Below are 14,533 nucleotides of genomic sequence, written 5' to 3'. Positions count from 1 at the left end.
ATCTCGCTTGCAATAGAAGATGTGGGTTAAAGGTAGAGTGAGGGAGTGGCCTTGATTGTGATCTTGTTAGTCAGTCGTCTTATTATTTTAAACGTCTCTTTTAAATTGCGCGCTACGTCACAAGTCGCTCATCAAGGCTGAATATATAAAGGAGTAGGCTGACATTATAACATAATATAAAAAACAGCACCGCAAACACCGTTCGGTTATTCGTCCCATTGGTGTGTCAAATAACTCACTAAGAACTACCCATCGTTAATTAATGTATGGGGGCGTGCAGGTTTTTTTAAAGCTTAAATTGATTAATGAGTGTTTAATAACGATAAAGCGTGTCAGGTAACTAGCCAATTTTTGCCGATTGCTCTGCTTGATGCTTTTTTTGCCACATAGACAAGGTTTGGCGTTGCCTATTCAAATAGGTCATCATATTTAAATCTTTGGTATCGGCGATTTGTTTCGACAAAGCTTGAAACATCAGCTGTATAAGTAAGTCATCGACCAGTTCATCGACATCGATAATACCGCGCTGATCTAAATTTGACCAAAAAGGCCGCCAACGTTGAGCCAGTATTTGTTGCTGCTGTCTCGGCAGATTGGCCAAAATAAAATGCGCTGCCGCATTGGTATCTTTTGGTAAATGGGGCGATAAGCTGATAATGGTTCGAGTCAAAGCCGTTAAGCTTGGGCTATTAAAATCATCCCAGCTCGGCAAGGTCGGTACATTCAGACGCTTTTGATTAATTTCTTGCTGCAGCTTTGGCGGTATTGGAATATCGGCCACACCTGACACTTGCCATAAGCGCTCAACGGGGTCTTCTGTTAATAAGTTTGGTGAAAACAGTAGGCACAGCTCAAGCTGACGCCCAATGGTCATGTCGCTATCAAAATCTAACAGCACATCATGCGCCGAATTCTTTTGATTTTTACGCCCGCCAAGCTTCTGATAAATATCGTTGTTTAACAGATACTTAAAGCTTGACCCTTTGGGCAGGTTATTGGTCAATTGACGCACTTGTGACATCAATTTAGCCTTGCCTTCAGCGACACTTAAATCATAACGCTCACTTAAATAGGCAAAGATATATTGCGATAATGGCATGGCACGTTTGATTTGCTCACGCATCGCATCAACGCCTTGCATCGCAATATAGGTATCGGGGTCATGACCACCTGGTAAGGTCAAAAAGCGCAGCTCTTTGTCATCACTTAATACCGGTAGCGCAACTTCTAGGGTACGCCATGCTGCCTTTTGACCAGCGCTGTCACCATCAAAACATAAGGTGAGAGTCGGGTTCATTTGTAGTAGACGTGCAATTTGGGTTTCGTTAATGGAGGTGCCCATGGACGCGACTGCCCCATAAATACCGGCTTGGTATAAGGCGATAACGTCCATATAGCCTTCCACCACGACCCAATCGTTGGCGCGGTGCTGGCGAGACTCAAAGTAGCCATATAGTACGTGCTGCTTATGGAAGACAGGCGAGTCGCTTGAGTTAATGTATTTAGGTTTCACCTCATTGTCGAGTGCACGTCCTGCAAAGCCGATAATACGACCTTGATTGTCACGGATTGGGAAAATAACCCGATCACGTAGCAAGTCATAATCGCGGCCTTTTTCGGATTTACGTACTAAGCCTAAGGCTCTTAAACCCTCGATATCTTGCGGAAAGGCTTGCTCCAAATGCTGCCAACCTGCCGGCGCATAGCCCAGCATAAACTCATTAATGGTGGCGTCAGTTAATCCGCGCTCTTTAAAATACGCCATTGCTTGAGTATTATTATGCAAGTTACGCTGATAAAATTCGCCGATGCTAATGAGCAGCTCGTATAAGTTGCCTTCTTGCGACTGTGCTTGAGCGTTATTTGATGCGTTATCTGAAACAAAAGGGACTGCGCCATCTGCGGCAGTAAAACCATCATCCCATACAGGCGGTGTACCATCATTACCGAAATAGCTCTCTGACTCGTAGTAACTGCCCATATCAGCATCATTGTAATAACCTGTATCGAGAACAGGTCCATTAGGCATACCCAATGGAGACGATGAAGTGCCTACGTTGCTATTATCTGTTACCGTACCATTAGCTGTCTGCGTAGGCTGATTGGTCGTCGCAGGGTTTTGAGCACTGTTTTGAGCATTATTTTGATGATTACTGCTTTGATTGCTACTATTTTGATTATTAGGGTTTTGGCGGCTATCGGAGTTGTTGCTTCTGTTATTGCTGTTTCTATTGTTAGATGAGTTTGTATTAGAGGCAGGAGTAGAGCGCTTATATTGAACTTTACGATTGTCTTCTTTGGGTATCTCGATACCGGTTTGGCGCGACAGCTCTCTCACCGCTTCCATAAAGGTTTGGTTTTCATAATCTTTTAAAAAGCTGATAGCATTACCAGACACGCCACAACCAAAGCAGTTGTAGACGTTCTTTTGCGGATTAACATAAAAAGAGGGGGTCTTTTCGCCATGAAACGGGCAATTACCCTTAAACTCTCGTCCCGCCTTTTTTAGAGTCGTGTGTTTACCAATTATTCCCACCAAGTCTGCTTGGCTATTGAGTTGATCGAGAATATGGCTGGGAATACTCATAGGATACTAATTATAATAAATAAGAAAGCTTAAGACAGACAAACCACTTTACATAAGTATAAAGTGGTTTGTCACGATAATAAGCACGTCGCCTGTTGATGCATAGATATAGAGGCTATTTAAACCCTCTATCTAAAGTCGCTAAATAGATGGATTCAATCAATAACGATACTATATCAATGCGGACTGCTGCACAAAAGTAAAGCGGTTTGAGCGCTTGCGAATGCTACTCGGCAGTCTCTTGTTCAACAGGGCGTCTGATATTTTCAGCTGTCGGTCTAACCACACGAATATTACTTAGATCCGTTTCTGGCTCTGCGCGTGGTGGCTCAACATCATCAGGGTACATCTCACTTGGGCTAGTAATTCTGCGCTGAGGGCGAGAGCCTGTTGGCTGTGCACCTGGATCATCTGGAAGACCAAGACCCACATTAATGCCGCGACGCGTTTGCGGTAGGGCGGGTAAGCTATCTTGAGTTATGGCCGTTGTATTATCATTAGGTAGCTGTAATTGTGTTGCTTGCTGAATAACCTGCTGTCTGGTCTCACCTTGATATTGCTCAGGCAGAACGGCAGTTGACTCATTACGGTTATCCTTATTCGAACGGCCAAGCTTACCAAAGGTCAGCATATTTATGATGCTGCTCTTACGGTTGATGTTTAGCTTCACTTGTCCATTATTGTTTAACCAATCTGGGTAGTTGATTTGCAATAAGGTTTTATATTCTTTGGCTAGGTCAGTTAAGCCCAACTGCTCATTACTATAAGCAAGAATGGCAATTGCTTCTGGGATTTGCGGGCTAAGTGGATAATACTGGAAAACCCATCGTGCACGGTTAGCAGAAGCAACATAGGCTTCACGCTTGATATACCAACGCGCTGCAGCAAGCTCACTTTCTGCAAACTGGTTATAGATATAGTTCATACGCTGCGCCGCATCTGGTGCATAACGGCTATCAGGATAACGGCTTAACAACTCTTGGAAGTTACTAAAGGCAAGGCGCAAATAAGAGGTATCACGATGAGCCTGCTCAAGACGGGCAATGTTTATCAAAGCACTGTGACCGGCCTGCATATTGGCAACGCCGCGCACATAATACGCATAATCTACTTGGATATTACGCGGATATAGCTTAATAAATTGCTCTGCACTGGCAGCGGCTAATTCGTATTCTTTACTCTTAAACTGAGTGTACATAAGGTCAAGCAACGCTTGTTCTGCATACTCACCGGTTGGGTAGAAAGTGCGAAGCTCAGATAACTGCTCAGAGGCATAGATATAGCGCTCTTTTTCCATTGAGCGAACCGCGTCAGCATAATATTCTGCATCGGTTTTTTCTGCGGTAATAATAGCGTCTTCACCATCGCCAGTTAGATTTTTAATGGTCTGACAGCCTGTTAAGCTAAATATGCCAGCGGTTAGCACGGCCATGGTTAATTTATTCATAGTATTATTCGATTGTTCGGACTTGGGTTTGGTAAATGCAGTAAATAAAGAGTTCGAAGCACGCTGCATGGAAATCTCCGCAGAATAGGATGGTCAATATTAATGGCACTAGTGTAGCATACCGCTATAATTTTGGCATAGAAGATATTATGTCATACCGTCAAGCGAGAAAAGGTATTAGCTTGGTTGTGTTAACTTACCCTATCTTAAAACAGTTTGCTACTGGGCGATAGATGGTAAATCAATCGGGTTTTACAACGGAATAACCTAATGTCGCCATGATTCAGCTAAGCTATTGCACTAATATAGAGACAGTGGTGACAGCGAATCAGCGAGACAGGGTCAAATCGTGCTACACTTAAGGCATAAAATAACGCTTATTTTAGGCGCTTATTTACGTTAGTTACAGCACCATTTATTTAAAAATCACTTATTTAAAATCCAGCATTTAAAACCAGCATTTAAAACGAACATTTAAAACCAGCATTTAAAATAAGTCACTCACATTGGTTCATATCATTATGTCTTCATCTACACCGCAAAATACGACCCATACTATGACGTCTTCAAATACCGAACATCAAGAAACAGCGCACTTAGCTATTGATGAAACATCTGCTACTCAAGCCCACCCTCAAGATAGACTAGACATAGATTCAGAAAGTGTTATCGATACAAATGATCTAGATGATATCAACGACGATGATATCGATGATGATGGCGATATCGAAGACCTTGAGGAGGGTTCAGAGTCGGCAGCAAAATCAGAGGTACGTCGAGGTGATATTCTTGAGGTCAATGCTGAGCATACAGTAACTGAAAAAGAAGCCGGTCTGCGTGTCGATAAATTGGCCGCCGAAGTATTCTCAGAGCATTCTCGTGGACAGCTACAAGAATGGCTAAAGTCTGAAAACCTGACCGTCAATAGTGAGGTAGTTAAATCAAAGCACCGTGTTAAAGAAGGCGATAAGCTAGTTTTAAAAGCGGTACTTGAGCAGCATGGCAGCGATCAGCCCGAAAATATTGACCTAGACATTATCTATGAAGATGATAGCGTGGTGGTGATTAATAAGCCAGTGGGTATGGTGGTGCATCCAGGTGCTGGTAACTGGTCGGGTACCTTGGTCAATGGTCTGCTGTACCATTATCCTAATCAAGCGCATTTGCCGAGAGCTGGTTTGGTTCACCGTATTGACAAAAATACTTCGGGCTTATTGGTCATTGGTAAAACCAAAGCGGCGCAGATGGATTTGCAAGAGCAGTTAAAAGATAAAAGCGTCTATCGCCACTATCAATGTGTGGTCGCCGGTGATGCCGCGAGTCTAACGCGTCAACGTGTGATTGATGCGCCAATTGGCCGTCACCGTACTCAGCGTACCAAGATGACAGTCACCAGTACTGGTAAAGATGCGCTGACTCACATCATGAAGATCACTGCGCTTAATGACTCATATAGTCTGCTCGATGTGAAGCTTGAGACTGGCCGTACGCACCAAATCCGTGTGCATTTGAGCCATATCGGTCATCCTATTATTGGTGATGATGTGTATGGTAATCGTCAGCAGCTGCGTGCTGGCCTAACGCCTGAGCAACGTGAAGCGATATTGAAGTTCCCGCGTCAAGCGCTGCATGCTTACAAGCTAGGCTTTGTGCATCCTGAAAGTGGTGAGTCAATGGAGCTAACCGCACCGCTGCCAGAGGATATTATTGCGTTATGTGAGATGTTACGTGATGACGCCTAACCACTCTTATAATCCTTTATCACAGCAGACCAATAATCAGCCTTATGAGGTATTGGTGCATACGCCAGATATACTGGTAATACAGACCAATGCTGGTATGGATTTATCAAACAGTAGTAGTCTAGACGCTAATAAGCAGTCAGTACGCAATAGCTTTGGTGAGTTTAATCTTGGTTTGCATGTTAACGATGAGCCGCAGCGTGTTTTGAGCAATCGCGCACAGTTATTGGCTAGTGTGAATCATTATTTGGTAGCCAATCAGCCGCAAATTAATGCTGTAGATGAACCTGACACAGTCTCTAATAACGCAGTTGATAGTATTCACTGGTTAAACCAGATTCATAGCAATAAAGTAGTGCGGGTTGAAGATAATGAATCAAATATGGGTCTGTCATTAACGCCAAACTCTGCTGATGCATTGGTTGCCAGTCAGCCTAACACAGCGCTTGCTATCATGACCGCAGACTGTGTACCTATTGTGATTTATCATGACCAATCAAAACAAGTCGCAGCAATTCATGCAGGCTGGCAAGGGCTTGCCAATGGTGTGATTGCCAGTACTTGTAAACAGTTAAATTTAAATCCAGTTTCTGATAGGTCGTTATCAAATGAAGATAATATAAGTCTAAAGCCACAAGCTTGGATAGGCGCTTGTATCAGTCAGCCATGCTATGAAGTTTCAACAGATGTAGTAGAGAAGCTGCTGGCAGGCTGCCGTGAAATGGGTATGGATAGCGAGGAGGTGCGAGCTAAGATAGTTGGTGAGCACGATAATCCAGATAAAGCTTGGCTTGATTTACCGGCACTTGCCGCTTTGCAGTTAGCAATGTTTGGTATACAGGTTAATAACACCAAGCCGAAGGATAGTAGTCAAGACAACAGCGAAGAGCAGAGCAGCTCTGCGTATGCTTGCAGCTATAGTAATCCTCGTTATTATTCTTACCGTCATATGACTCATGCCGGCGAGAAAAACACAGGCAGAATGGCACTACTTATTATGCGTCTGCGTTAAATATAGTCGTAGTCAGATATTTGAGATACAAGGCAACCGAGCGCAAGTACTACAAATGTAGGCTTAGCGAGGTTAACACCGTACCTCTTTTATATGACTATGACTATAAATCTGCACTAAATAAAGTAGTAAAGAGCAATACGTAAATTAAATCATCAGTGTTGTTGTGATTTGGTGGCAATATTTGCAAATGGTCTTTATCTTCGGTTAAATAGCAGCACCTCAAAAACTGATTGAGCCTTTAGCTAGAGACTGTTATTAAAATACCCTGCTATCAATCGTCTTACTTATTAACCTTTAACCCATTAAAGACATGTTTTGTGGCCAGTTAATTGATCTAAATGGCTATTTTATTATTAGGATATTACTCCCTTATGACCGTAAACAGCTCAAACCTTCAAGACACTAGCGCCACTGATGAGACGCTAAAAATCGCCATTATTTATCATAGCAATTATGGGCATACTCGCCGAGTGGCTCATGCAGTAGAAGAGGGTGTGCGTCAATATAAAGGCGCAGCGGTTGAGGTGAAATGTATCGATACCGACGATGTGGATTGGGAATTTGCCGATGCCGCACAAATGCTAATCTTTGGTAGTGCCGTCTATATGGGCAGTATCACTGCTGAATTTAAAACCTTTATGGATAGCACCTCAAAGCGCTGGTTCCACCGTAAGTGGCATGGTAAATGGGCGGCAGGCTTTGCAAATTCAGGTGGTCTAAGTGGTGATAAACTTGCGGCGTTGCAGCAAATTTGTGGCTTTAGTATGCAGCACGGCATGAACTGGGCAGGATTTCCAGTGATGCCAACCGGTCATACAGAGAAGGATATCAACCGACTATCTAGCTTCCTTGGTTTGATGACGCAGTCGGTGGATGGACCACCAGAGGTGACACCGGGTGAGGGCGATATTAATACGGCCAAGCTATTTGGTAAGCATCTGGCGCAAATATTGGCAGAACAGCCACCCGTATTAAATCGCACATTAACGGATGATAAATAGAGTATTACAGAGGTGACTGGCTGCTACGGTCTAGACTGAAATTCTGCCATAACTGGTATTGGGTTTTCAGCCATTTGTAAATGTTGGCAAGCAGTGCTTAGCAGTACTAACTGAGCCAGAAGTATCCAGTGTAGCAGTCGATGCTTTGATTTAAAAGTAGTGTGCATGAGGGGTGTCCGTATCCTTCAGAGTGATAAGCCTCAGTCTTTGGACTGAGGCTTTTTAGGTGTTGCTAGTAGGCTTTATAATCCAAATAGATCTGTTCAAACCATAAGCGTTATCGACTAGGAATCCATACTGGTGAACGGGCGATACCATCAATGGATTTGGTAATAGTACGGCCACCATCAAGCGGACGAATCACAAGATTACTTTTGCTTCGGCCTTGAGCCTGCGTATAAGCCACACGCTGATTGCTTGGAGAGAAGGTAGGCGACTCGTCTAGACCCGTATTACCAAAGTTCATTAAGTTAGCGCCCGAGGTGCTCATCACAGAAGCAGTACTGCCGTTTAGATAACCGATTTTTGTACCATCTGAGCTATAGTTAGGGTTGGCCGCATAGCTACCATGCGACAGGCGAGTAGGTGAGCCTGAGAAGGTGTAGCGATAAATACTTGGGCGACGTGGACTGGTATGATCTGATACAAATACAAAGCTGCCATTTGGTGCATAGCTTGGCTGTACTTGGTCATAAGGTAGGCCAATAATCTTTTCAGCACGTCCACCGTTACTGCTAACACGATAAATATCTGCATCACCGTCAACAGTACTTGAGAATAAGATAGCACGGCCATCTGGAGAGAAGCTTGGGCTTAAGTTCTCGCCTTTTAAATCCACGAGCTTGGTGATTTGTCGGGTCTGTAAGTCGTATTTAAACAGATTAGCGTGATTGTTTTTTAGCTGTACAGAGTAGGCGATATATCGACCATCTGGAGAAACCGCTGGGCTAAAAATACTGGCATTGGTTACCTGGGTAATCAATTGTGGATTCTCGCCATCGGCATCACGAATCACCAAAGATGAGATTTTATTGGTTGGGCTGCCTTTTTCTTCAATATAAGCAATACGGGCATTAAAGTCAGCCTGTTTTCCGGTTAATAACTCATAAATACGTGCAGCGGTCTTGTGTGCCGCAGCTCGAGAGTTGGGTGCCATAACTGTCTGCTGTTTACGTATGATACGGCCAGTTGCCACCTCAATCACTTCGAAGTTAACCATAGTGTTACCGGCACTGCTTTGGGTTCTACCAATGACCAAATACGGAATACCCACACGTTGCCAATCAGGCAAGGTAGTTTGTAGCTCACTGCTAGAGTGCGGCTGACCAATGAGGTTTTCAGTGGTGATATTAAGCGACGTGGTGCGTAAGTCATTGAGTACAATGTTAGATAGCGTGCTGTCACCGGCAAAAGGAACAAAGGCGACCTGGCTTTCATCAACCTCAACTTGCTTTTCAACCGTAAAGCGAATCACATCGTCTTCTTCAGCGGCTTGCGCTAGTATAGGTGCTGTAAGACTATTCATTAAAATGATGGCTGAAGATAGCGCAGAGAGGCGAGACAGAGCAGTACGTTTTGATATTAAAGTCATAAGATTAGTCCACTATATTTATGAGTTGTCTTTTTAGATTATGATTTTTCATGAGAGGTGCGCAGTTTTTAATTTGACATAACCCTACTTTTTACTGACCACAAACATCAGCTTTAATTCGGCATAGCCTAACCCAGCAATCGGCGTTAACGGGCTGGCTTGTCTAATTGCCGCAATGATCGAATCACCCAGTGCCTTATCTTGAGCGTTAGTAATGACTCTTAACACATTACCATTGTCATCGACGGTAATATAAGCGGTAGTCTTAGTACCCACAAATTTCTGGTCTGGATTCCATTTAAACTTAATGTAGTTTAGTAGCTCATTGGCAATTTGCCCTTTGCTCTTACCGCTAGCATCACCATCGCCACTATTTTTGCTGGCAGTAGGGATTGTCTCAGCTTGCGCCAGTACAGGTGAAGTTAGACCGCTCATTAAAATGACCGCTGCAGATAGAACAGATAGGCGAGACAGAGCAGTACGTTTTGTTATTAAGGTCATAGAATTAGTCCACTATATTTATGAGTTGTCTTTTTAGATTAAGATTTTTTATAAGAGGTGTGCGGTTTTTAATGTGGCATAACACTACTTTTTACTGACCACAAACACTGGCTCTAATTTGGTATAGCCTGATCCAGCAATTGGCGTTAACGGGCTGGCTTGTCTAATCGCCGCAATGAGCGAATCACCCAGTTCTTTATCCTGTGCGTTGGTCGTCACTGTCAACACATTGCCATTGTCATCAACGGTAATATAAGCGGTAATCTTGGTACCCACAAATTTCTTGTCGGGATTCCATTTAGGCTTAATATAGTTTAGCAGCTCATTAGCAATTTGCCCTTTGCTCTTACCGCTAGTACCACCATTAGAGCCACTATTTTTGCCAGCAGCAGGGAATGTTTCGCTTACAGGTTTGCTTGATTTAGTAGGCTTGGCAGATTTGGCATTATTGGCTGCGGCATCCATTTCTCGCTGCATCTCTTCTTCTAGCTGACGCTCATAAGCGGCTTGTGCTTCATCAAAGGTACGGCGCTCTTCTATTACTTCTTCATCAAGGCCATTATTCTCAGGCATATCAAATTCATCAGCCGGCTCATCAGTTCGCTCAAACACTGGCGTCTGCGTACTACGTCTAATAGGCGCGCTAATATCACGCGGTGAGGATAAACGAGTAGAGCGACTCTCTGACTGTGTTGCCACAGAGGAGGCATCGTTATAATCATCCGAAAAGCTGTCCTCCATAGATGCACTCGACCTCTCATTTTCCGCAGCGAGCGCACTACGATTAGCGATAATATTCGATTGAATATCGGCAAGCTCTTCAGGGGTGACAAGACTGGTCTCGATGGTATCCACCGTATCTAGAGTCGGTACCCGATGAAAGAATAGAATAAATGCCAATATTGCCCCATGCACAACAATACTTAACAGGGCAGGTAGGGCAACCCCATTATCTTCAGGCTCAACAGGAACATAAACAGAAGGCGCACGTTTTAGCACTTATATTATCTCAATCATTTAGGGCCATCGGATTAAAGCCAGTTGATTTACTCATTCATGGCAATTGCCATATCGCATTTGTTAGCGGTAGGTTTGGAATACAATCAACAGTCATTAACCATAGCATTAAAGTGAATATTAGTTTTGGGTAGCAGGTAGTGGCTTGCCTGTGAGCAGACCCACCTTTTCAACGCCTGCTTGTTGCAAATTTGCCATCAGCTGCATAATCATGCCGTATTGGTTGTTCTGATCGGCATTAATCATAACCTTTAAATCACCGCCGTCAGGCTGGCTTTGCAAACGAATCAGCGTATCAATCAGCTCTGCTTCACTGACGGGTAAATCAATATCATTTTCATAACTCATATAAATCTCCCCATTGCTTAATAAGGAGACGATAACCGGCATTTGCGTACCTGTGCCCATATTCTTGGTTTCAGCTTTTGGTAAATCGACATTGACGCCCGTGGTTAGCATGGGCGTTGTCACCATAAATATCACCAATAGCACCAGCATCACGTCAATGTAGGGCACCACATTCATGGTGGCGTTGAGCTCTTTTTTGCGTCTAGTAAAGGGGCTTGGCTTCATAATAACGCTCCTTTTATACTAGGGGAGATTGAATGGAACTTGTGATATGAGTGGTGTCACGGGCACCCTGATTACTCGAATTAGTCTCATGAGTTTCACGCTGAAGCATGCCAGTCATCTCATCACAAAACAGCGCTCGGCTGTCATAAAGGTTGGCTGCTTTAGCCGTGAAATGGTTATAAGCCAATACCGCAGGAATCGCTGCAAATAGACCCATGGCGGTTGCAATCAAAGCTTCTGCAATACCCGGAGCCACCGCTGATAAGCTCACTTGGTCTGTCATTGATAAGCCCAAAAAGGCATTCATAATACCCCAAACCGTACCAAATAGACCGATATAAGGCGAGACAGAGCCGATGCTGGCAAGCAGGGCAAGACCTGACTCTAGGCGCTGCTGCTGACGACCAAGTCCCACACGCAGTTTACGCTCAACGCCATCAATGATTTGGTCCTTGGGTTGGCGTTTTTTATTCATGCGCAAAAATTCTGAGAATCCCACATAAAAGATATTGGCCAGACCGTGCTTTTCAGGCGCATTTTGGATGCCCTGATACAGCTTAGCCAAATCTTCACCGGACCAAAACCAGCTTTCAAATTGCTCGTCTTGACGTTTGGCAGTGCCGATTCGGGCACTTAAACGGAATATCAATACCCAGCAGATTACAGAGGCCAAAAGTAATATCCCCATGACAATCTGTACCAGTAAACTGGCTTCTGTAAGGAGGGCAATAAGGTTGATAGACTCTGACATGAATAAAATACTCGCTGTAAATAGTAATAAAAAACGATAAATAAAGGGTAAGGCGTGTGTTAGAGCAGGCGCTAAGTATAATTGAAATAGTTAACAATGGCTGATTATATTCGCGTAATTTATATGTCAAATTGTTTATCAGCATTTTAGCCTAGACTAGCATTGTCGGGGCATAATGTTAAACGCTCTGATATATAAAGGGCGACGAATAATGATATACGATAGGCAAATTAGGACGTTAAGGATAAATTAAGGCTATTGTAATCAGAGTGAGCCGCAAAAAAAAGTAGCATTTGGTGTTTTTACGTCTCAAAAATGCCCACTCGATGTCTATTTGCGATTCACCTTGATATCATCAATGGTAGTTTTTAGAGCTATCCTTTATAATTCATCCCTTAATTTGGCGATGACAATTTAGACCTAACCTCGAATTTATATCCCCCAAATATACTCAGGCGATTACCTATGAATGCAATTGAGCGCTATTTTGGCATTGACGGTCAAAACACCACCATCAGAACCGAAGTTCTAGCCGGTATTACCACGTTTTTAACGATGGCATACATCATTTTTGTAAACCCCAATATTTTAGCCGATGCCGGAATGGATAGGGGCGCCGTGTTTGTGGCCACCTGTTTGGCAGCAGCGATTGGCTGTTTTATCATGGGTATTTACGCCCGCCTGCCGGTAGCATTGGCACCTGGTATGGGTCTGAACGCCTTCTTCACCTATGGTGTGGTATTGGGCATGGGTTACACATGGCAGACCGCGCTTGGTGCTGTGTTTTTATCAGGCTATATCTTTGTTTTATTAAGCTTATTTAAAATACGTGAATGGGTAATTAATGCTATTCCAAATAGCCTAAAGCAAGGTATTGTTGCCGGTATTGGTGCGTTTTTGGCCTTTATTGCATTAAAGAGCTCAGGTGTTATCGTTGCCAATGAAGCGACGTTTGTCAGCTTAGGTGATTTGCAGCAGTTCTCACCGGTAATGGCCGCACTGGGCTTCTTTTTAATCATTGGCCTGGTCTATCGTAATATTCCAGGCGCAGTGACCATTGGTATTTTGGCTGTGACCCTTATTGCTGTATTAACCGGTCATGTGCCCTTCGATGGCGTGATGTCTATGCCGCCTGCAATTGCACCTACCTTTATGCAATTAGATATCGCCGGTGCATTTGATGTGGGCATGATTAGTGTGATTTTTGCTTTTTTATTCGTTGACTTATTTGATACCTCAGGCACGCTTATCGGGGTAACTAATAAAGCTAACTTAGTCGATGACAAAGGCAATATCCCAAACTTAGACAAAGCCTTATTGGCAGACTCTACTGCAACGGTAGCCGGTTCTTTATTGGGTACATCATCGACTACTAGCTTTGTTGAGAGTACAGCCGGTGTGGCTGCAGGCGGTCGTACCGGTCTAATGGCTGTAACTGTGGGTGTTTTATTCTTATTAAGCATCTTCTTTGCACCGCTGGCGGGCATGATTCCCGCTTATGCCACCGCAGGGGCTATCTTCTACGTGTCTGTTTTGATGTTATACACACTAAAAGATATCGACTGGGAGGATTTAACCGAAGCGGCACCGGTAGCGGTGGTTCTGTTATTAACTCCATTAACCTACTCAATTGCTGATGGTATTTCACTTGGATTTATTACCTACACTGTGGTGAAAGTGTTAACCGGAAAATTTGACCAAGTCAGCCCTGCGGTATGGGTATTGACCGCGATATTATTGGCCAAAATCATATTTTTATAAACTATAGCTTAGAGCTTGATAGTTGTGATAACATTTAGTTATCAAGCTCATAACCTCAAGCAACGCCGTAGAGGTTTTTCTTTTCAGGCTGACACGTTAACTTCCTGTTAATGTTTCAGCCTGACTCTATAAAGAAGAAGGCATTAGTGAGTTTGTCGTTATGTATTTAGACCGCTATCTTTACGGGCGGTAACACTATAAGACGATTGCTTGTACTCACTACTGTTTGACCGTCTTAAATAGTATGTCTATATCAATCGAACTTTTATTAAATCCAGGCCCATCTTAAGCGGCCAGTGTGGTGCTTTTTTATAGTCTTTGTCGAACGACACCTAAACGGCTTACCATTCAGCTTGTTACTTATATTTATCGACTAATATAACTTGAGAATAATCGCCTTCTTACTTTATTTTAAAAGAAAGTGTTCTTAGTAACATAGCGAAAACAGGGATGCTTTAAAGGCTGTTATATGACGCTGACAATAGCAATGCAAACAACACTGTATTGACTTGAACCGGTGCGCTGTAATCACATCCTTTTTTTTATC

General features: G+C 43.4%; 12 protein-coding genes. 4 read left to right on the top strand and 8 right to left on the bottom strand.

Annotation, left to right across the window (positions count from 1 at the left end):
* Positions 1–340 precede the first annotated feature (340 nt).
* Positions 341–2,587 (bottom strand): DNA primase, encoded by a 2,247-nt coding sequence (dnaG, locus tag AC2SLO_RS08605; RefSeq protein ID WP_486540324.1) that lies wholly within the window; start codon positions 2,585–2,587, stop codon positions 341–343.
* Positions 2,588–2,813: 226 nt separating this feature from the next.
* The gene (locus AC2SLO_RS08600; RefSeq protein WP_486540322.1) at positions 2,814–4,103 is read right to left on the bottom strand and encodes an outer membrane protein assembly factor BamD; all 1,290 of its coding nucleotides are present in this window, start codon (positions 4,101–4,103) and stop codon (positions 2,814–2,816) included.
* Positions 4,104–4,684: 581 nt separating this feature from the next.
* On the opposite strand from AC2SLO_RS08600, the gene AC2SLO_RS08595 reads away from it, so the two are divergent.
* The 3 genes from AC2SLO_RS08595 to AC2SLO_RS08585 all read left to right on the top strand — a co-directional run bounded on the left by AC2SLO_RS08595 (position 4,685) and on the right by AC2SLO_RS08585 (position 7,792).
* Positions 4,685–5,776 (top strand): RluA family pseudouridine synthase, encoded by a 1,092-nt coding sequence (locus tag AC2SLO_RS08595; RefSeq protein ID WP_486540624.1) that lies wholly within the window; start codon positions 4,685–4,687, stop codon positions 5,774–5,776.
* Complete coding sequence (locus AC2SLO_RS08590; RefSeq protein WP_486540622.1) at positions 5,766–6,788, top strand: purine nucleoside phosphorylase YfiH/LACC1 family protein; 1,023 nt, start codon at positions 5,766–5,768, stop codon at positions 6,786–6,788. Before AC2SLO_RS08595 ends, AC2SLO_RS08590 begins: the two co-directional genes overlap by 11 nt.
* Before the next feature lie 374 nt (positions 6,789–7,162).
* Complete coding sequence (locus AC2SLO_RS08585; protein ID WP_486540320.1) at positions 7,163–7,792, top strand: flavodoxin family protein; 630 nt, start codon at positions 7,163–7,165, stop codon at positions 7,790–7,792.
* Between the two features lie 23 nt (positions 7,793–7,815).
* Here the strand turns inward: AC2SLO_RS08585 and AC2SLO_RS08580 are convergent, their stop codons facing one another.
* The 6 genes from AC2SLO_RS08580 to tolQ form a co-directional block, all read right to left on the bottom strand.
* Positions 7,816–7,959, bottom strand: a complete 144-nt coding sequence (locus AC2SLO_RS08580; protein ID WP_486540318.1) for a hypothetical protein — start codon at positions 7,957–7,959, stop codon at positions 7,816–7,818.
* Between the two features lie 110 nt (positions 7,960–8,069).
* Positions 8,070–9,383 carry a beta-propeller domain-containing protein gene (locus AC2SLO_RS08575; protein WP_486540316.1) on the bottom strand — a complete coding sequence of 438 codons (1,314 nt, stop codon included), beginning with the start codon at positions 9,381–9,383 and terminating at the stop codon, positions 8,070–8,072.
* An 84-nt stretch (positions 9,384–9,467) separates the two neighbouring features.
* Complete coding sequence (locus tag AC2SLO_RS08570) at positions 9,468–9,884, bottom strand: hypothetical protein (RefSeq protein ID WP_486540314.1); 417 nt, start codon at positions 9,882–9,884, stop codon at positions 9,468–9,470.
* An 84-nt stretch (positions 9,885–9,968) separates the two neighbouring features.
* On the bottom strand, positions 9,969–10,883 hold the full coding sequence (locus tag AC2SLO_RS08565; protein ID WP_486540312.1) for a cell envelope integrity TolA family protein: 915 nt from the start codon (positions 10,881–10,883) through the stop codon (positions 9,969–9,971).
* Between the two features lie 138 nt (positions 10,884–11,021).
* Positions 11,022–11,474: a protein TolR gene (gene tolR / locus AC2SLO_RS08560; protein ID WP_486540310.1), complete on the bottom strand. Its 453-nt coding sequence runs from the start codon at positions 11,472–11,474 to the stop codon at positions 11,022–11,024.
* A 13-nt stretch (positions 11,475–11,487) separates the two neighbouring features.
* Positions 11,488–12,225, bottom strand: a complete 738-nt coding sequence (gene tolQ, locus AC2SLO_RS08555; RefSeq protein ID WP_486540308.1) for a protein TolQ — start codon at positions 12,223–12,225, stop codon at positions 11,488–11,490.
* 465 nt (positions 12,226–12,690) lie between these two features.
* Between tolQ and AC2SLO_RS08550 the strand changes: the two genes are divergently transcribed.
* Entirely contained in the window at positions 12,691–13,986 is a 1,296-nt protein-coding gene (locus tag AC2SLO_RS08550) for an NCS2 family permease (RefSeq protein WP_486540306.1), read from the top strand.
* Positions 13,987–14,533: the final 547 nt, after the last annotated feature.

This window comes from Psychrobacter sp. CX14 (assembly GCF_057396205.2).
The sequence above is the reverse complement of the archived record's forward strand: the minus strand, read 5'-3'. Positions and strand labels throughout refer to the sequence as shown.